This window comes from Methanosarcina hadiensis (genome assembly GCF_046529725.1).
Taxonomy (GTDB): Archaea; Halobacteriota; Methanosarcinia; order Methanosarcinales; family Methanosarcinaceae; genus Methanosarcina; species Methanosarcina hadiensis.
In genome coordinates, this window is record NZ_CP136241.1 from 2,655,845 (window position 1) to 2,673,690 (window position 17,846).

The following is a 17,846-nucleotide window of genomic DNA, read 5'->3' on the forward strand; positions in this document are numbered from 1 at the left end:
ATATATTATTTTAAGGAAATGGCCTTAAAAGACATCTCCTGGAGAACAGGTCAAATCCCTGATGTCACACCATTAAAAAACAAATTTACTTGCTTTGAGGCAAAAAAGAAAATCAATCTGTATCTGTAATACTGTTATTTTTAGATTTTATAAATAGAAAACAATAAAAAGGATCCAGGAGATACAACCATAAAAAGGCTACAGGGAAAACATTACAAAGATTGGAAAACAACTTAAAAAATCATATGCGAGTTTTTTAAGATATTTATAGAGATCAGAAACAAAAAAGAAAATCATGATACTTAAAAAGATAATAAAGCCAGCGATATTTAATAAAAGTAAAATAAAGAAAAGCCTGAAAGTAAAGAATTAAAGGCTCTTCTCTGCACACATAAGCACATGCTTCATAAGAATTGCGACTGTAAGCGGGCCTACACCGCCAGGGACAGGAGTGATAAGAGAAGCTTTTTTTATCACATTTTCAAAATCAACGTCCCCGTATACGCCATCTTCTTCTTTAGTGATTCCCACATCGAAGATTACAGCGCCTTCCTTAACCATGTCGGCTTTGATAAGGTGCTTTACTCCTGCTGCAACGACAAGGATATCGGCACCAATGGTGTACTTTTTCAGGTCATCAGTAAAGACATGGCAGACCGAAACGGTTGCATTTCTGTTTAGAAGCATAGCTGCCATTGGTTTTCCCACAACATTGCTGTGTCCGACAATAACAGCGTTTTTCCCCTTGACAGGCACATTGTATTCTTCAAGTGCTCTGATCACTCCGCGAGGAGTGCATGGGACAAGTCCCTCATCCCCTATCATGAGTTTTCCCATATTATAGGGATGGAAACCATCTGCATCCTTCGCAGGAGATATGGCTTCCATTGCTTCCTGCGGATAGAGATGTTTCGGCAGCGGAAGCTGAAGCAGGATCCCATGGACATCCCTGTTTTTGTTAAGGGAATCGATCAGGGAAAGGAGCTCTTCCTGAGTAGCGTCTGCCGGAAGCAGGTAATCTTCCGCTTTAATTCCCACGCGTTCGCAGGCTCTGTGTTTCAGGCGGACATACATCCTGGATGCAGGGTCATCCCCTACAAGGATAGTGGCAAGCCCTGGAGTAATTCCCCGGTTGCTTTCAAGATCCTCTACGCCTGTCCTTACCTCTTCTTCGACCTGCTGTGCAAGGACTTTTCCATCTATGATGCGTGACTCATAGCTTTCATCTGACAACTGGTAAACCCCCTATCTCTTCAATCAGTCATAAACGGGAAACTTCGAACAGAGATCCCTTACCTTAGTATTAATTTCCGACAGCAGAGCATCGTTTCCTGCATTCTTTATTGCAGTCTCGATGTAGTCGGCGACCAGTTCCATCTCTTTTTCTTTCATACCCCTTGTGGTGCAAGCAGGAGTTCCGAGCCTTACCCCGCTGGTTACAAAGGGGCTGCGTGTCTCGAAAGGAACGGTGTTTTTGTTGGCAATGATTCCGGCTTTGCTCAGAGCAGCTTCCGCATCCTTGCCTGTAATATTCATATTATTAAGGTTTACAAGCATAAGGTGGTTGTCAGTGCCTCCGGAAACAATGTCAAAGCCTTTATCCCTGAGGCGAGAACAGAGAACCTTTGCATTCTTTACGGTCTGAGCCTGGTCCTGCCTGAAATCTTCACTCATGGCTTCCTTGAAGGCGATTGCTTTTGCAGCTATGATATGCATGAGAGGCCCGCCCTGAATACCCGGGAAAACCGCTTTGTTTACGCCCATTGCAAGCTCTTCAGTCCTGGAGATAATCATTCCGCCCCTTGGACCGCGAAGGGTCTTATGGGTGGTTGTGGTAACAAAATCCGCAAAAGGAACAGGGCTTGGGTGTACGCCTGCAACTACAAGGCCTGCAATGTGGGCAATATCTGCAAGGAGGTATGCTCCAACTTCATCGGCAATTTCCCTGAACTTCTTGAAATCAATAACGCGGGGGTAGGCTGAAGCTCCGCACACGATCATCCTGGGCTTACATTCTTTTGCCTGTTTCATAAGTTCATCGTAGTCAAGGGCTTCAGTCTCTTTACTGACCCCATAGGGCACGATGTTATAGAGTTTTCCCGAGAAACTCACAGGGCTGCCGTGAGAAAGGTGCCCGCCGTGAGAGAGGTCCATGGACATGATGGTGTCCCCAGGCTGCAGTACGGAAAAATAAACAGCCATATTGGCACCTGAACCTGAGTGGGGCTGGACGTTTACATACTTTGCTCCGAAGAGTTCTTTAGCCCTGGCAATAGCGAGGTCTTCGGCAACATCAACGAAATCACAGCCGCCATAATAGCGCTTGCCGGAATATCCTTCGGCATACTTGTTGGTCATGATTGAGCCCTGGGCTTCCATAACAGCCCTGCTCGCATAGTTCTCTGATGCAATCAGGTTAAGTTTGTGTTCCTGACGATCGGCTTCATTTTTAATAGCCTCGAACAATTCCGGGTCGATTTTTTCAATGTAAGACATTACTGTCACCTTGTAATCCATGCATTTAAAACTTGTTCGAATAAGGGTTTCTTGTTAGCGTGAATGAATAAGCGAAGTTTGCTTGCGATTCTGAAATTTTTAGTGAAATAAGTTGAGATCTCAAGAACTGAGCCACATATATGAAAGTGGAGACTGAAATTTCTGAACAGCTCAAGAGTTTTTAGATAAGCTCTATAATTATTTGACTGAGTATCCTTAGACTCAGAAAATTATGTAATATTGAAAGCTTTCGGTTGGGGCGTGGTTTCGCGTGAGTAATATAATTTCATGTACTTATAACCATCAGAGTATTAATGAATTAACTAATGGGTAAAAGCTGTTCCGTTTTGGTACGCTTTTCAGATTCTGCCTGTTTAAGGATTAATCAAGGGCTATTACGTTCCTGCCCTCAACTTTAAGTTTACCTTCTACGAAAAGCCTGACAGCCTCAGGATAGATAATATGTTCCTGCTCCAGAATCCTTTCAGTAAGGGTTTCTTCCGTATCTTCCGGAAGCACGGGCACACACCTCTGGATGATGATAGGACCTGAATCGAGACCCTCATCCACAAAGTGCACAGTGCAGCCGGCAACCTTTACTCCGTACTCAAAAGCCTGCCTCTGTGCATGAAGCCCTTTGAAAGCAGGAAGAAGAGAGGGATGGATGTTAAGGACCCTGTACCTGTATGCCTCAATAATCTCAGTTCCCAGAAGCCGGAAATACCCTGCGAGGAGAAGAAGATCAGTATCGTACTGTTTAAGAACCCTTAAAATTTCCCTGTCATATTCAGCCCTGTCAAGCCCTGTAGGGTCAAGAAAGACGCCACTGATTCCATGCTTTTTTGCACGTTCGAGCGCATAAGCATCGGCTTTGTTGGAGATAACCACCTTAACTGCCGCGTTTTTTATGTAGCCCTTTTCAATGCTATCTATGATCGCCTGGAGATTTGAGCCCCGTCCAGAGACCAGCACTGCAATCTTTACTGTCATCGAGGCTTTTAGATTGAAACAGTGATATATTAGGCTTTTGGAGTTTCATAGTGCCTGTAAAAGCCTGAAGAAAATTGAAGAAAAAGAAAACAGGTTTGCCTCAAGCTTTCCTCCGAATACGGAAGGGGAGAGAAACGGTCAGGAACGGTTTATGCTCCGCTGTGGGTGTCCTTGCGCTCCTCTATGAAATCAAGAAGCTCCTGAGAATCACTTATTGTATCGAGCTCTTTCTTTTCTATAAGCACCGTGTTTTCAACGGATTTCAGTTTGGAACGCCCGTTAATTATGAACACGGACTGCGTTTCCGTTATGCAGGAAATGCTGCTCATCAGGTGAGCCCTCTTGATTACGGTTGTATTGAATTCGCTCACACCTGTAAGGATTACTGAAGACTTATCCCTTGAGATGGCTTTGAAGGGCGCCTGAGCCGTGGGGAGGACATCATACCCGAGCATTGAAATTGTATTCAGGATCATGTCTTCAGGCAAAAGTGCGCCGGGTTTTGCCTTGGGCTCTTCGTTTTCAGGTTCTGCTTTCTTCCTTGGCTTTCTGCTCCCGCAGGATTTCAGGATATCTATGGGCTTTGCCAGTTCTACCCCGAAAATGTCTTCAAGCTGGAGAACAACATCGATCGACGCATCCATGCCTTCTTCTTCGTATTTACTGATAGTTCTCCTCGAAACCCCTACCATTGAAGCCAGTGTCCCGAGAGACATGGAATGGTTGGTTCTTGCCTTTTTCAGGAGGTCTCCTTCTATGGAGACATAAAGCCCTCCGGGTGCTGCCGATACCAGCGGCCTGATATTTTCAACAAAATAGTCGTGTAAAGTCTGGACGTTCAGGGCAAGAATATCATAACGCATATAGACAACGCTGTCTTCAAGCATCTGGTCCCTTGTCTTGGCTCCTACAACGATAGCGGAGCCTCCAAGATACTCAGCAAGATATTTCATCTCTCTTGCTGTTTCTTCGTTCAGGCCGTCAATATTAAATAAAACCTTGCAAAGTAGTAATGTATCATCTTTCCGTGCGGCAACGTCAAAGCTCCTCGGGCGTATATTACAACGGTCGGAGAGTGCAAAACCCGCACGCGCCAATACATCAATAATTTGATGTATGAGAACTTCTTTTGTCATTCCGGTATCAATTTCTATTTGAACATCTATATATATATTTCTCTTACATTACCAGCGTTTGCAGGAAGAAAATAAGCCGGAGAATCCCGAAAATGGATATATTTCCCGAACACAATTGCTGAAATGTTAAGGGAGAAAACTGGATACGGAAAAATGATCATCGGAATTGACGATACGGATTCAAACGAAGGCATGTGCACCACATATCTGGGAGCTTTGCTGCTGGAAGAACTGCAGGAGTACGGAAATATAGAGGCCCTACCTCTCCTTGTACGCCTCAACCCGACTATCCCTTACAAAACAAGAGGAAACGCAGCAGTTGCCTTAAAAGTTAAAACTGACTGTCCAGAAAGAGTAATTGCACATGTAACATCCAGAATAGAAGAACTTTCACGCATGGAGTGCGAAAAGACGAATCCCGGTGTGGTATTTATCCGGGAAAATGACTATGAAAGGCTCAAACCTGTCCTTATGAGTTTTCTGGAAGAGGCCGTAAAGGATGTTATCGAAATAAAGAAAGCAAAAGAACTTATCTCTGAACTCGGAATCATCTCAAAGGGCTTTAAAAACGGGAGAGGACTGATAGGCGCCCTTGCAGCATGCGGGGCAATGCTCAACCCTGAAAAATGGGACTTCACTTTCGAGCATCTGGCTTACAGGCAGAAAGAAAAATGGGGAACGCCGCGCGAAGTGGATAAAGAGAGTTTTTTTGAAGCTGACAGGGAGACCTATCCCGGAACCTGGGATACCGTGGACCTTAAAAACAGGCTTGTGGTCTGTGTGCCTCATTCGGGAGACCCGGTCTTATTCGGGATCAGAGGAGAAAACCCTGAGATAGTAACTAAAGCCGCATCTCTGATCAGGGCAGAACCTGTAGAGCGCTTTGCCGTATACAGGACTAACCAGGGGACGGATATGCATCTTCTGCAAGCACGGAGTATAGCAGAAATCAGGGATATGCATTCCTACAGGCTTGAAGGTACGATTTCGGCAGCCCCGAAAACCCTTGAAGGAGGCCACGTTATCTTTGCTGTCCGGGACAGGCAGGGAGCAGAAATCGACTGCGCAGCGTTCGAACCGACAAAAAACTTCAGGTTACTTATAAGAAAACTGGTTCCAGGAGATCGTGTCCTCCTATCGGGAAGTGTCACTTCCGGAACCCTCAATATAGAAAAAATCGAGATTAAATCCCTTGCCCCGATCTGCAGAGAGGAAAACCCAGAGTGTCCCGAGTGCGGAAAACATATGAAATCCGCAGGGAAGGGACAGGGTTTCCGCTGTAAAAAATGCGGGACACATTCCCTTTCAAAAGTCATGTTCGAGACAGATAGAAACCTTGAGACAGGGCTTTATGAAGTACCTCCCTGCGCAAGGAGGCATCTCGCAAAGCCGCTTGCAAGAGAAAAGCGCCGGGATATAAGGCTTTATCCTGCCAGGTAAGGGAAGATTGTAACTTATGCCGGCCCGGAAAGGAAAAACTGCAACTTAAGCTATTCGGATGCTGTAACGTTTTAATTGAAACGCTCAATCTGCGGTCAATATTGCCTGTGGCTCAGCTGCCTGTAATTCCTTTAATCCGGCTGATCCCCTTGATGCGGTTGCATGCCTGTGCTCCTTTATCCTCAAGCTTATCTTCAAGCTTATCCTCAAGCTGTGAAGTTCAGCGCAATTCAGGTACAGGCGGAGCTTTTCTTTTGTGTTCGTTTCTCTCAATGCGCTGGACAACAGAGCTCAGCTGCTCGGCAGAAACCCCTGTCCTATTCAGAATTTTCTCAGGCTCCAGACCGTCTTCAATCATTCTGAGCACCTCATCAACCTTTACATAAGAGATGCCTAGCTCTGCCTCATCGGTCTGGCCTGCCCATAGTCCTGCAGATGGCTTTTTGGTAATTAGGGGCTCCGGAATTCCGAGCCTGCGGGAAAGCTCCCATACTTCGGTCTTGTAAAGCCCGCCTATGGGTTCGAGGTCAACACCTCCATCACCGTATTTTGTATAGTAGCCAAGAAGGATTTCCGTTTTGTTTCCGGTCCCCATAACCATACGGTTAAGCTGGTTTGCGTGAAAATAGAGAAGGGACATTCTGGTTCTTGCTTTCAGGTTTCCCTTTGTGAGACGGTCTGACGATTCGCTTCCCGGAACAGCAGCCATAAAAGCTGAAATAATGCCTGAGATGTCAATTGTCCGGTACTCTATCCCGAGCCAGTCTGCCAGAGTTCTGGCATCTTCGCTATCAGAAGCAAGGGTAAGGCTGCTTTCAGGCATGTGAATGCCAAGAACCCTGTCCTTTCCGAGGGCTTTGACCGAAAGAGTTGCTGTGAGGGCGGAATCAATTCCTCCACTGATGCCTACAACTGCCCCGCTTACACCTGCTCTGTCAGTTTTGTCCCGGATAAAATCAATAATCCTGTTTTGTGCTTTTTCAAGATCCATACTTTTAGTTCCTGGAGTCTGTGGATAATAAGGATTCGATTATTTTGAATAATATCAGATTATTTCTAATGCTATTCAATTATTTCAAACGTAATTCGATTATTTAGAACATAGTTCAGCTATTCGAATTGAATCCGATTATTTCGAACCGATTATTTAATTACAGGTAATTCCACTGGAGGTCTGAAAATTAACATCATAAAGTTTAATTCAGACCTTGTTAAACAGTTTTATACACAGAAGCTGTAAATATATTAACCTTCCAGAGAAAACAGAGTTAAAGGTAAACTTATTTAATAAATGGGGAATATAGAAGACTTATCTTCCGGACATTATAATATAAATACTTGAGTGTAAAATATAATTAGGCCATTAGCTGGTGCTTGAGAGTCCGGAATCTGGCTCTTAAGGTGCTTGAAACTGGCTAAAGTATGTTTTCCGGAAAGGCAAAACTGAAATAGGTATTGCCAGCTGGAAGCTTCCTGAGTAATATTAGATTCAGGGTATGTTCCAGAGTAACATATACAGGATAAATTTTCCGGATGACAGGCATTAAAATAAAAAGAGCATCTAATATAGAAATGGACAGTTAAGAACTGCTTAATCTATGAAAAAACGACAGTTAAGAAATATTTGATCCGGAAAATTCAAAAAAACGTTATTCCTTCGTTTCTATACCATTATCAGACATGATTACAATCAATTATAATCAAAAAGACAACTATTTTCGGGATGATCCATGGAAGAAATACAGTTGAAGGTCGAAAAGGCGTATCCGATTGACCTTGGAAGAGGAATTATCCGGCTTGACCCAACAGCACTACTGAAGCTTCAGCTCTCACCAGGCGACATTGTGGAGATAAGGGGAAAGAAAAAAACCACAGCAAAGGTATGGAGAGCAGACAGGCAGGATTGGGAACAGGGGATTGTGCGCATTGATAATTTCATCAGGCAAAACGCCGGGGTTTCCATAGGGGAGAAAGTAACCATTAAAAAAGTAGATGCTCCGGAAGCAAAGAAACTAATTCTGGCGCTTCCGGAAAGCATGACGCAGGGAGGACCTGAGCTGCAGTTTGGGGAACATGCAAATGAGATCATAAAAAGGCATATCCTGAAAAGGCCTGTATTCAGGGGAGACATAATTCCGATTATAAACTCAATGTCTCAGCCAATGACGGAATCCCTGACTACAAGCCAGGTAATCCCTCTGGTTGCTGTAGAGACAGACCCCGGAAACACAATTGTCCTTATCACGGAAACCACTAACATTGAGCTCAGGAAAAAGCCTGTACAGGGCTATGAGAAGGCAACAAGGGGCGTTACCACCTACGAAGACATAGGAGGTCTGGGCGACGAGATCATGCGCGTCCGCGAAATGATTGAGATGCCCATGAAGCACCCTGAACTCTTTGCCCACCTTAACATAGAGCCTCCGAAAGGAGTTATCCTCTACGGCCCTCCCGGAACCGGAAAAACCCTGATTGCAAAAGCTGTGGCAAACGAGTCCGGGGCAAGCTTCCACTACATTGCCGGCCCTGAGATTGTAGGAAAGTTCTACGGGGAAAGTGAAGAAAGGTTAAGAAAAATCTTTGAAGAGGCAACCCAGGACGCTCCTTCGGTTATATTCATTGATGAGATCGACTCCATTGCCCCGAAAAGGGAAAACGTGACAGGAGAAGTGGAAAGGCGAGTGGTTGCCCAGCTCCTGACACTTCTTGACGGAATGGAGGAAAGGGGGCAGGTTGTGGTCATAGGGGCTACCAACCGTGTGGACGCTATCGACCCTGCACTCCGGAGACCAGGCCGCTTTGATAGGGAAATCCATATCGGAGTACCGGACACCAAAGACAGGTACGAGATCCTGCAAATCCACACAAGGGGCATGCCGATTGAAAAAGACGAAGAGTTAGAGGTAACCGAACCCCAGGCGGGAACTGAGATTGAATCTGCAGATCTGATCGAAGCCGGACCGGAGATCGGGATGGATTTCGATGAAACTGCCATGGAGAGAGAAAAGAAAGAGAAGACAAACCTGTACCTCAAGTCCCTGGCCGAGAGGACGCAGGGCTTTGTAGGAGCAGACCTTCTGGCTCTCGTGCAGGAAGCAGCAATGAGGTGTCTCAGGGAAAACCTCCCGGACCTTGACCTGGAAATAGATACAATTCCTCCGGAAAGACTGGAGAAGATCATTGTCACCAAAAAGAACTTTGAAGATGCACTGATGGAAGCCGAACCTTCAGCCCTGAGAGAGATTTTTGTCGAAATGCCGTCCGTTGGCTGGGATGATGTGGGAGGCCTTGATGAAGCAAAGCACTCAATCATCGAAGCTGTTGAATGGCCTATTAAAAACCCGGAAAAATTTGTCAAGATGGGCATAAAGGCTCCAAAGGGGATCCTGCTATACGGCCCTCCGGGAACCGGAAAGACTCTTATAGCCCAGGCTGTTGCCAGAGAGTCAAATGCCAATTTCATAAGCGTCAAAGGGCCGGAGATGTTCTCGAAATGGCTTGGGGAGTCAGAAAAAGCAATTCGGGAAACCTTCAAGAAAGCAAGGCAGGTCTCTCCCTGTGTTGTCTTCTTTGATGAGATCGACTCTATTGCAGCCATGCAGGGCATGGAATCAACTGACAGCCGGACTTCGGAAAGGGTGCTTAACCAGCTTCTGACCGAAATGGACGGGCTTGAGACTCTTAAAGATGTGGTCATAATTGCCGCAACTAACCGCCCTAACCTGCTTGACCCTGCAATCCTGCGCCCTGGCCGTTTTGACAGGCTGGTTTATGTAGGGGCGCCTGACCGTAAGGGCAGGTTGAGGATCTTCAGGATACACACACAGAATATACCTCTTGCAGAGAATGTTGACATTGAGGAACTTGCCAGCATAACGGAAGGATATGTGGGTGCTGACATAGAAGCAGTATGCAGAGAGGCTGTAATGTTTGCCCTGAGAGAGAACTTCGATGTTGAAGCGATTGAGATGAGGCATTTCAGGGAAGCTCTTAAGAAAGTAAAACCCACAATTACCGAGAATATCGCCCAGTTCTATGAGAAGATAGAGGAACAGTTCAAAGGAGGACAGAGACCGGTAGAGACAGCCGGATTGATCGGATACAGGTAAGAATTTAAATGAGGAACTCTTAAAAAGGAAGAGTTTATAAAGTATACCGATCCAATCTAAATAAATATAGAAAGTAAAAGTATTTAAACAGAAAAGCCGGCTTTATCCAAATCCCGCATAACACTGAGCATGGAGACCAGATAAGAATGTCTAAAGTATTTGCAAGAAACCTCCTCTTCAACAAGCAGGTGATGGCTACCGACGGAACTGAAATAGGAACTCTGAGCAATATTGTAGTTGAAATCAAAGGAGGGCGCATCATTGACCTTATGGTCAGCCCGAATCCCACCTTTGACGTATCAAGATACAAAAAAGAGGACAACTACATCCTGATTCCTTTTGACTCCGTAAGCGCCATCAAAGACTATATTATCATAGACAAAATGAAAGCAAGGGCATAAATTGAAGAATAGGGAAAGGAAATTGCGTCTCCTTTCCTTTTCAGACCCGAGTTTCGCTTCGGCACCCGAGTTTCGCTTCGGGAGCACGAAGTCCTTTTCGGTCGCTTGGCTCCCTCAAGAGGACTAATTTTTGGGTTGAGGTAATATTGATATAATTTAAGAGTGTACTGAAAAAGATAAAGTTATGAATATCTCTAGCCCATGCAATCTCATTCGCTATACAAAACCGTTCTTGTCACGCTCGACGAAGGAGAGCGGCCTTTCCTGAACAAAAAAGAAAAGAACAAACAAGAAATCTATTTCTGCTTTTATCACTTCCCAAGCTCTTTCTGTTTTTATCCGTTCTGTTTCGTCTACATTCCATGCTCTTTCTGCCAAAAGAAGAAAAAGAAGCAAATATAAAGGCCAAGCTGTATAGACCAGTGTGGAAAAGATAAAAAGTGGAAGGTTAAGGCAATGTTTACAAAATCCAGCAAGTACGATACTGCTTTTGTAAAAGAGAATATGATGGGACCAAACGCGATAAGGATCATTGAAGAACTCCTGGAGACCCTGCAGCTTGAAAAAGGCATGCGAGTACTTGACCTCGGATGCGGGAAAGGGCTAACTTCGATCTTCCTCGCAAAAGAGTACGGAGTTACTGTTTTTGCTACCGACCTCTGGATCAGTGCAACGGAAAACTATGAAAGAATTAAGTCAATGGGTATGGAAGATAAAATAATACCAGTACATGCAGAAGCACATGATTTGCCATTTGCACAGGAATATTTTGATGTCGCTATAAGTGTGGATGCATACCACTATTTTGGGATTGAAGAAGATTACTTAACAAAACACCTTGCCCCGCTTGTTAAAAAAGGAGGAAAAATAGCAATTGCAGTCCCGGGGTTGAAAAAGGAGTTTACAGACGGAGTCCCGGCAGAGATGCAGCCATTCTGGTTTGAAGACATGACTTTGACTCTACACTCCGGAGACTGGTGGTATAATTTATGGAAAAAAGCAGATTCTGTCAGGATAGAAGAATGTAAGGAATTGAAGTGTTTAAATGAAGCGTGGCAGGACTGGCTTTCATGTGATAACGAATATGCCCGCAGAGATATTGGAATGATGGAAGCCGAAGGTGGAAAATACTTTAATCTTATCGCACTCGTAGCGGAAAAATTGTAATTTAAGATTCTTCCGGGGGCGCACTGCCTTATTGGCCCCTGAAACATTGGAACCATTATTATGAATTGCCCCTGCAAAAGGAGTGCGAATAATGAAAATCTATCAGGTAGACGCATTTACAGAAAAACTTTTTTCGGGAAACCCGGCAGGCGTATGTGTCCTGAACGAGAAGCTGGACGAGGAATTAATGCAGAATATAGCCCGCGAGATGAACCTGTCCGAAACCGCGTTTCTTGTTAAGAATAGCGATGGATATGACCTGAGATGGTTTACCCCAAACGGAGAAATCGACCTCTGCGGGCATGCAACTCTGGCAAGCGCCCATATTTTGTGTAAAAAAGGATTCTTAAGAAACGACCAGGAAGCAAAATTCAGCACAAAAAACGGTTTATTGACGGCAAAAATGAATAAAGGCTGGATCGAATTAAATTTCCCTGCGCTGCCTGAAGAAAAAGCAGAACCTCCGGCAGGACTGCTGGAATCACTCGGGGTTGAAGCAACCTACGTCGGAAAAAACATATTTGACTACCTGGTAGAAGTCGAATCGGAAGAAATAGTAAGAACAATGAAGCCGGATTTCGTGAAACTCTCAAAAGTACCGGCAAGGGGAGCAATCGTTACAGCCAGAGCCGGAGCCGGAGAATACGATTTTGTGTCAAGGTTTTTTGCGCCGGAGGTAGGGATATGGGAAGATCCGGTTACGGGATCGGCTCACTGCTGCCTGGGGCCGTACTGGCAAAAGAAGCTGAACAAAGACGAATTCATCGCATATCAAGCTTCGGAACGCGGCGGCATCCTTAAAGTAAAAGTTGTCGGGGAACGGGTCTTGATTTCAGGGAAAGCGGTTACGGTGCTGGAAGGGGAATTACTGATTTAAACAGAAGGTTTCAGGCATGAAAGATTTTCCTGGTTTTATGAAAAGTAAAAGCAACCATATCAGCAGTAAAGAGCAAAACACCCAAGACATTGACGGCTATTTTTACGAAGGCGCAGACGGCAGCCAGATGGCTTTCTGGACCTGTTATTCTGACAGGACTTCCAGGAAACATACTCATGAATTTGATGAGTGGATGGTCTGCATTAGCGGGCAATATACGGCGTTTTTAAATGATGAAGAATTTGTTCTCAATCCGGGGGACGAATTATTTATTCCGAAGGGGACGGAGCAATGGGGAAAATGTATCGCAGGGACAAGAACTATTCATGCGTTTGAGGGGAAAAGGATTCATAGGATTGAAGAGTGAGGAATTTAAAAATAAGAAACACTAGACTCATTATGTCTGTGTATCAAAGAAATACTTGCTAAAAAGAAAATATCAGAAGGTATTTTGAGGTTTAATTTGTACCTTCTACATTTTGTTTTCCATTATCATAATTGTAAACTGTATTTTTCAGTTTGTCCGCATAGTCATATATACGGTTCAAATCATCTATAGGAACTTTTTCTTCGTCTTTGTCTCCAGCAAATAAGCCCAGATATTTTTGCCTGGTATTGAAATACATACGGCAAATTGGCTTTCTGTTGTTATCGTCTAATAGTACACCACAGTAAGACTTCTTATCCCTGATAGCAACTCTTTTTAGATCTAAACTTTCACGAAGAATTGCCTTTATAATGTAATAACCTTCCAGCTCTTCGCCAGTTGTTATAATTTTTTCCAGATTATCGTTTAAAACTTCTGGTGAAGATGACTCTTTATTTTCATTCAAATTTAAGGCTTGTACAATTTCAGTTGAATTAGAAGAGACTGAATCCTCTGACATAGCAAGTTTTAACCTGTCATTTATCCTATCATTAATGAATTGATTGAGAGCATTTCTCGTAAGGATTGTAAACCTTTCACGGACATTTTGAGTAAAAGGGGAATTGGTTACTTTCTTAGTAAAATATCTAACGAATTCTTCAGAAGGAGAATTAATCTCATTTGCAAGAATTAGCTTTATTTCCTTAGTATATCTTAATTCACAGGCTACATTCGCTAAATCATCAATGTTAAAGGATTCTTTCTTAAATCTTTTTAATTCATTTACCAAAGGCTCTTTAATGTCCAGTAAGTTTATCTCCAAAAATGCTTTTTCATCCATTTTGTTTGGAGCGTCAATATCTGTATAAAAACGATATACAATCCCATTTGTCAGGATTCCGATTTTTGCTTCACTTACACTGAAGTACCTGAACAGTTGAGAAGCATGTTCTTTATCAAGATCGGCATCAATATTTTTGCACTCTATTAGTATTATTGGCTTACCGTCCTGAATAATAGCGTAATCAACCTTTTCACCTTTTTTTGTGCCATAATCGGTTGTAAATTCAGGAACAACTTCAGACGGATCAAAAACATTGTATCCCAATATGTTTAAGAGAGGCAAAACAAGGGCGTTTTTTGTAGCTTCTTCAGTTTTTATGCTTTCAGTTAGCTTCGGAATTTTAGCAGCTAATATTTTTATTTGATCTATAAAATCCATTATTTCAACACCCCTTTATAAAAAGTAATTAAAGTGTAAAAGTATCATAACATAGTCATAGATATATTTGCTGCTTTTTTGTATATTTTGCAAAAATTCACCCTCTTATCATTTTCTCTACATTACATCAAGCTATACTCAGGACAAATACCTGCGAGAATTGCGTATCAGCAACAGAACTATCACAACAAATCCCGCAACAAGAATAGCGGATACTATGCGATGCTGTGAGAAATGATTAATGAAGGATGTAATTCCAAGACCAATAAGAGTAATTGCAATTACATAGTAATTCTTATGCCTCGCAATAGAGAGATATAATGCCAAATTATTATTTATCAGTTCATTATCCTCTCTATATCCTATCATGTAATCCTTTTTTACCAGCTTTCTGTGGTGAAATATTGCCAGTACATTAGTAATTGAAATTATAAAAGCCAGAAATAGACAAAGAAAAGAAAAACCGATATGATAGGCACGGAGAGCTTCCTGGATGTTAGGGATTCCTCTTCCGAAAAAAAAGCTAAGGGCTGTAATGGAGAAACCAAACGCTGTAAATGTCAATGTTATCAGTGAATAAAATCGGTCCAGAATTTTGCTTTGTTCCTCGAATAGATCTTTTTCAACATTTTTTTGTATAGCCTGGGTTTCGTTCTCTACCATATCTTTGCCCCAATATTCAGCTAAAGAAGAATTGCACTATTTTTATTTATTATATATAGAGATCAATAAAAAGTAGTTTCCTATCAAATTTAAATTTCATATGGAATTTGTAGTATATTTGACAGATTAGATTGATAGGTGGCTGAAATGCACGCTGAAAGCAACAATATTCAGGACTACCTCAAAAAGAGCGAAGTCATAAACTATGATCATAAGCTGATCGCTAATAAGTGCCTTGAATTAAAGAAAGGCATGGAAAACGCGGAAAACACGGAAAATATGGAAGTCATGGAAAATATAAAAGGTATGAAAGAGAAAGGCGAAATTAACCTGATAAGGAGAATTTATGAGTTTGTCAGGGACGACATCGACCATTCAGGGGACATCGGTGCACAGGAGGTTACCTGTAAAGCATCGGAAGTCCTTGAGTTCGGGCATGGGATCTGCTGTGCAAAATCTCACCTTCTAGCAGCCATGCTGAGGTATTTCGGGATACCAGCCGGGTTCTGTTATCAGAAACTATGCTCAGGTCAGGAAGGAATCGACAGGAAAGTCCTGCACGGCTTAAACGCCGTATATCTGAGAGACCTGGACAAATGGATCAGGCTGGACGCAAGAGGAAATAAGCCGGGCGTAGACGCTCAGTTTTCCGTCTATGAAGAAAAAATTGCCTGGCCTGTAAATAAAGAAGGTGGGGAAGAAGACCATCCGGTAATATTCAAAGATCCCAACCCGATTGTTGTTGAGGTATTAGAGAAAAGTAATACCAGGAAAGAAATGTGGGCGAACTGGGATCTCGGGCTGAAAGATTTGTTTCAAGATTAAAAATTTATGGAGGAATCCTTAATCAGAGGCTTCTCAGGAGAGAAGTTATCTATTGAGGACTAGCTATTGCGGACTTTATATCCGCAGTTTTATATCCAGCCGTTGGATTCAAGAAATTCAATAGCTTCTACAGCCCCGTCGCCAAAGGACGCTTCTGTAACGTAATTGGCAACTTCCTTTATTCTATCGTCCCCGTTCGCAACGGCAATTCCGAATCCTGCCGCCTCAAACATTTCAACATCATTTGCAGAGTCTCCTATAGCTACAAAATCTTCGGCTTCAAGGCCCATCATTCCTGCAAGCTTCTGGAGCCCTATTCCCTTGTTGATTTTGATGCTTTTCACATGGATGGCGTATTTTGTGTCAACAAGTTCGACATCGAAAGGCTGGGTTTCGAGAAGAGCTCTGGCTTTTTCAAGGTCAAAGTCCCGCCTGAGGGCAATCTCGGTCTTGCGGTATGTAGGGTCCAGTTTTGTAAGCTTGAAGTGTTTGGAGAGGAAAGAAAAGGCTTTTTCACATTCTTCGAGACTTCCTTCAAAAATGCCATTCAGGTCATAGCGGACAGTAACGGCTCCCCCATTTTCAGCAATTACAGCCCCACCCAGGCCGATAAGCCTTGATGTTGTCCTTGCATAACATAGAATATTGCCTGTGGCAAGGACTACAGGGACTTTAAGAGTACGCATTTTTTTGACGGCTTCCAGATGGAGTTCCCTGTTTGCGCAGGTTATTGTTCCGTCAATGTCAACAACAAGAGCTTTGAATTTCATTAAAAAAATATAGGAATGGAGGAATAAAATGCTTCCCCCAGTAAACTGCTCTTTAAGTCTGAATTGAAGACTATTTCAAACTGACTCTACTTTCAATCTGCGATCTCAACGATCAGAAATCTAATCCAGGGTTCACTGGTCAGTGAGTCCTGCCATAGTAACTGCAACGACAGCTTCCCCTTCTGGCAGGCTGGGAGAGTCTACAAGGCGGATAATTCTCTTCTCTCCTTTGGACTTCCGCAGGTAAAGCCTGAAGGTTGCCGTGTGCCCGACTATATGTCCTCCGACTGGCCTTGTGGGGTCACCAAAGAAGGCGTCAGGCTTTGCCATAACCTGGTTTGTAACAACAACGCAGGCGTTGAACAGGTCTCCGAAGCGGAGCAGGCCGTGCATATGTTTGTTAAGCTTCTGCTGCCTGTCTGCAAGGGTTCCTCGTCCTACATATTCAGCCCTGAAGTGAGCCATAAGAGAGTCAACAATCAGGAGGCGGACTGGTTTGCCCATTTCCTTAAGCTCGTTTGCCAGGTCTGTTGCAGAGTCAACAAGAAGTATCTGGTGATTTGAATTGTATGCCCTGGCGACATGGATGTTCTGCAGGAATTCTTCAGGATTAAGGTCCATCCCGTATTTCTCGGAAAGCCCCTTTACCATCTGGGTGATCCTTTCCGGCCTGAAGGTATTTTCAGTGTCGATAATAATAACTGAACCGCCAAGACCGCCATGTTCTTTGTCCATCTGGACATTCACTGCGAGCTGGTGAGCCACCTGGGTCTTTCCTGAACCGAATTCTCCGTACAGTTCGGTAATAGCCTGGGTTTCTATGCCCCCACCCATCATTTCGTCAAATTCGGTACAACCGGTGGTAAGCTTACCTACCAATTTCCTTCTTTCAAGAACGAGATCCCCGGTCTCAAACCCACCTATATCAGCAGCCTGTCTTGCGGCATTAATAATTTTTGCGGCAGTTGATTCCCCGATTTCGGCTGTATTTGCAAGTTCAGAAGGAGATGCTACAGCAATTGCTTCAATTGTGTTAAATCCGGCTTCTTTGAGTTTTTCTGCAGTAGCAGGGCCAACTCCTGGCAGATCATCTAGTGCTATTTCGCTCATTATAAATTCTCCTGATGCACATGTTTATCTAAGGTGCATAACGGTGGCTCAACTATGGTTTTGCACGTATATATAACTAGAGGAGGCATGGTGAAAGTATTCCGGACCGGTAAAAAATGCGTCAATTTGCTCAAAAGAACCTGATAAAAAAAGGAATATTAAAACCTCTTTTCAGGCACTTAAACTTACAAAAGAAAAGAGGAATATATAGAAAAAAATGTAGAAAGTCCTTAAAAAGCCGAGAAAAACCAAAACCTCTTTTTACTTAGCAGA

16 protein-coding genes are annotated in these 17,846 nt (G+C 43.4%); 7 read left to right on the forward strand and 9 right to left on the reverse strand.

The genetic code is table 11. From position 1 onward, the window contains the following. Positions 1 to 369: 369 nt before the first annotated feature. From RSJ42_RS11235 to RSJ42_RS11250, 4 genes are all read right to left on the reverse strand, one after another. Positions 370 to 1,233: a bifunctional methylenetetrahydrofolate dehydrogenase/methenyltetrahydrofolate cyclohydrolase gene (locus RSJ42_RS11235; RefSeq protein WP_410507378.1), complete on the reverse strand. Its 864-nt coding sequence runs from the start codon at positions 1,231 to 1,233 to the stop codon at positions 370 to 372. Positions 1,234 to 1,257: 24 nt separating this feature from the next. Then, positions 1,258 to 2,496: a bifunctional serine hydroxymethyltransferase/L-allo-threonine aldolase gene (glyA, locus tag RSJ42_RS11240; RefSeq protein ID WP_410510359.1), complete on the reverse strand. Its 1,239-nt coding sequence runs from the start codon at positions 2,494 to 2,496 to the stop codon at positions 1,258 to 1,260. 381 nt (positions 2,497 to 2,877) lie between these two features. Then, complete coding sequence (purN, locus tag RSJ42_RS11245; protein WP_410507379.1) at positions 2,878 to 3,486, reverse strand: phosphoribosylglycinamide formyltransferase; 609 nt, start codon at positions 3,484 to 3,486, stop codon at positions 2,878 to 2,880. A 149-nt stretch (positions 3,487 to 3,635) separates the two neighbouring features. Next, complete coding sequence (locus tag RSJ42_RS11250) at positions 3,636 to 4,622, reverse strand: transcriptional regulator (protein ID WP_410507380.1); 987 nt, start codon at positions 4,620 to 4,622, stop codon at positions 3,636 to 3,638. Between the two features lie 153 nt (positions 4,623 to 4,775). Between RSJ42_RS11250 and RSJ42_RS11255 the strand changes: the two genes are divergently transcribed. Beyond that, positions 4,776 to 6,062: a DUF1743 domain-containing protein gene (locus tag RSJ42_RS11255; RefSeq protein WP_410510360.1), complete on the forward strand. Its 1,287-nt coding sequence runs from the start codon at positions 4,776 to 4,778 to the stop codon at positions 6,060 to 6,062. A gap of 220 nt (positions 6,063 to 6,282) precedes the next feature. Here the strand turns inward: RSJ42_RS11255 and RSJ42_RS11260 are convergent, their stop codons facing one another. Continuing rightward, on the reverse strand, positions 6,283 to 7,053 hold the full coding sequence (locus RSJ42_RS11260) for an NAD+ synthase (RefSeq protein ID WP_410507381.1): 771 nt from the start codon (positions 7,051 to 7,053) through the stop codon (positions 6,283 to 6,285). 739 nt (positions 7,054 to 7,792) lie between these two features. On the opposite strand from RSJ42_RS11260, the gene RSJ42_RS11265 reads away from it, so the two are divergent. The 5 genes from RSJ42_RS11265 to RSJ42_RS11285 all read left to right on the forward strand — a co-directional run bounded on the left by RSJ42_RS11265 (position 7,793) and on the right by RSJ42_RS11285 (position 12,983). Continuing rightward, positions 7,793 to 10,171: a CDC48 family AAA ATPase gene (locus RSJ42_RS11265; RefSeq protein WP_410507382.1), complete on the forward strand. Its 2,379-nt coding sequence runs from the start codon at positions 7,793 to 7,795 to the stop codon at positions 10,169 to 10,171. A gap of 146 nt (positions 10,172 to 10,317) precedes the next feature. Continuing rightward, positions 10,318 to 10,572, forward strand: coding sequence for a PRC-barrel domain-containing protein (locus RSJ42_RS11270; protein ID WP_410507383.1), 255 nt, complete (start codon positions 10,318 to 10,320; stop codon positions 10,570 to 10,572). 456 nt (positions 10,573 to 11,028) lie between these two features. Then, positions 11,029 to 11,739, forward strand: a complete 711-nt coding sequence (locus RSJ42_RS11275; RefSeq protein WP_410507384.1) for an SAM-dependent methyltransferase — start codon at positions 11,029 to 11,031, stop codon at positions 11,737 to 11,739. A 91-nt stretch (positions 11,740 to 11,830) separates the two neighbouring features. After that, positions 11,831 to 12,616 carry a PhzF family phenazine biosynthesis protein gene (locus tag RSJ42_RS11280; protein WP_410507385.1) on the forward strand — a complete coding sequence of 262 codons (786 nt, stop codon included), beginning with the start codon at positions 11,831 to 11,833 and terminating at the stop codon, positions 12,614 to 12,616. Between the two features lie 16 nt (positions 12,617 to 12,632). Further along, positions 12,633 to 12,983 (forward strand): cupin domain-containing protein, encoded by a 351-nt coding sequence (locus RSJ42_RS11285; RefSeq protein ID WP_410507386.1) that lies wholly within the window; start codon positions 12,633 to 12,635, stop codon positions 12,981 to 12,983. Positions 12,984 to 13,074: 91 nt separating this feature from the next. Here RSJ42_RS11285 and RSJ42_RS11290 read toward each other — a convergent pair whose 3' ends face one another. Together RSJ42_RS11290 and RSJ42_RS11295 are read right to left on the reverse strand one after the other, a co-directional pair. Then, the gene (locus tag RSJ42_RS11290; RefSeq protein WP_410507387.1) at positions 13,075 to 14,205 is read right to left on the reverse strand and encodes a type I restriction endonuclease; all 1,131 of its coding nucleotides are present in this window, start codon (positions 14,203 to 14,205) and stop codon (positions 13,075 to 13,077) included. Positions 14,206 to 14,343: 138 nt separating this feature from the next. After that, complete coding sequence (locus tag RSJ42_RS11295; protein WP_410507388.1) at positions 14,344 to 14,868, reverse strand: hypothetical protein; 525 nt, start codon at positions 14,866 to 14,868, stop codon at positions 14,344 to 14,346. A 147-nt stretch (positions 14,869 to 15,015) separates the two neighbouring features. Between RSJ42_RS11295 and RSJ42_RS11300 the strand changes: the two genes are divergently transcribed. Next, positions 15,016 to 15,693, forward strand: a complete 678-nt coding sequence (locus RSJ42_RS11300; protein ID WP_410507389.1) for a transglutaminase-like domain-containing protein — start codon at positions 15,016 to 15,018, stop codon at positions 15,691 to 15,693. Positions 15,694 to 15,782: 89 nt separating this feature from the next. On the opposite strand, the gene RSJ42_RS11305 is transcribed toward RSJ42_RS11300, so the two are convergent. Further along, on the reverse strand, positions 15,783 to 16,463 hold the full coding sequence (locus RSJ42_RS11305) for a phosphoglycolate phosphatase (RefSeq protein WP_410507390.1): 681 nt from the start codon (positions 16,461 to 16,463) through the stop codon (positions 15,783 to 15,785). A gap of 132 nt (positions 16,464 to 16,595) precedes the next feature. Then, entirely contained in the window at positions 16,596 to 17,573 is a 978-nt protein-coding gene (radA, locus tag RSJ42_RS11310) for a DNA repair and recombination protein RadA (protein ID WP_410507391.1), read from the reverse strand. Positions 17,574 to 17,846 lie beyond the last annotated feature (273 nt).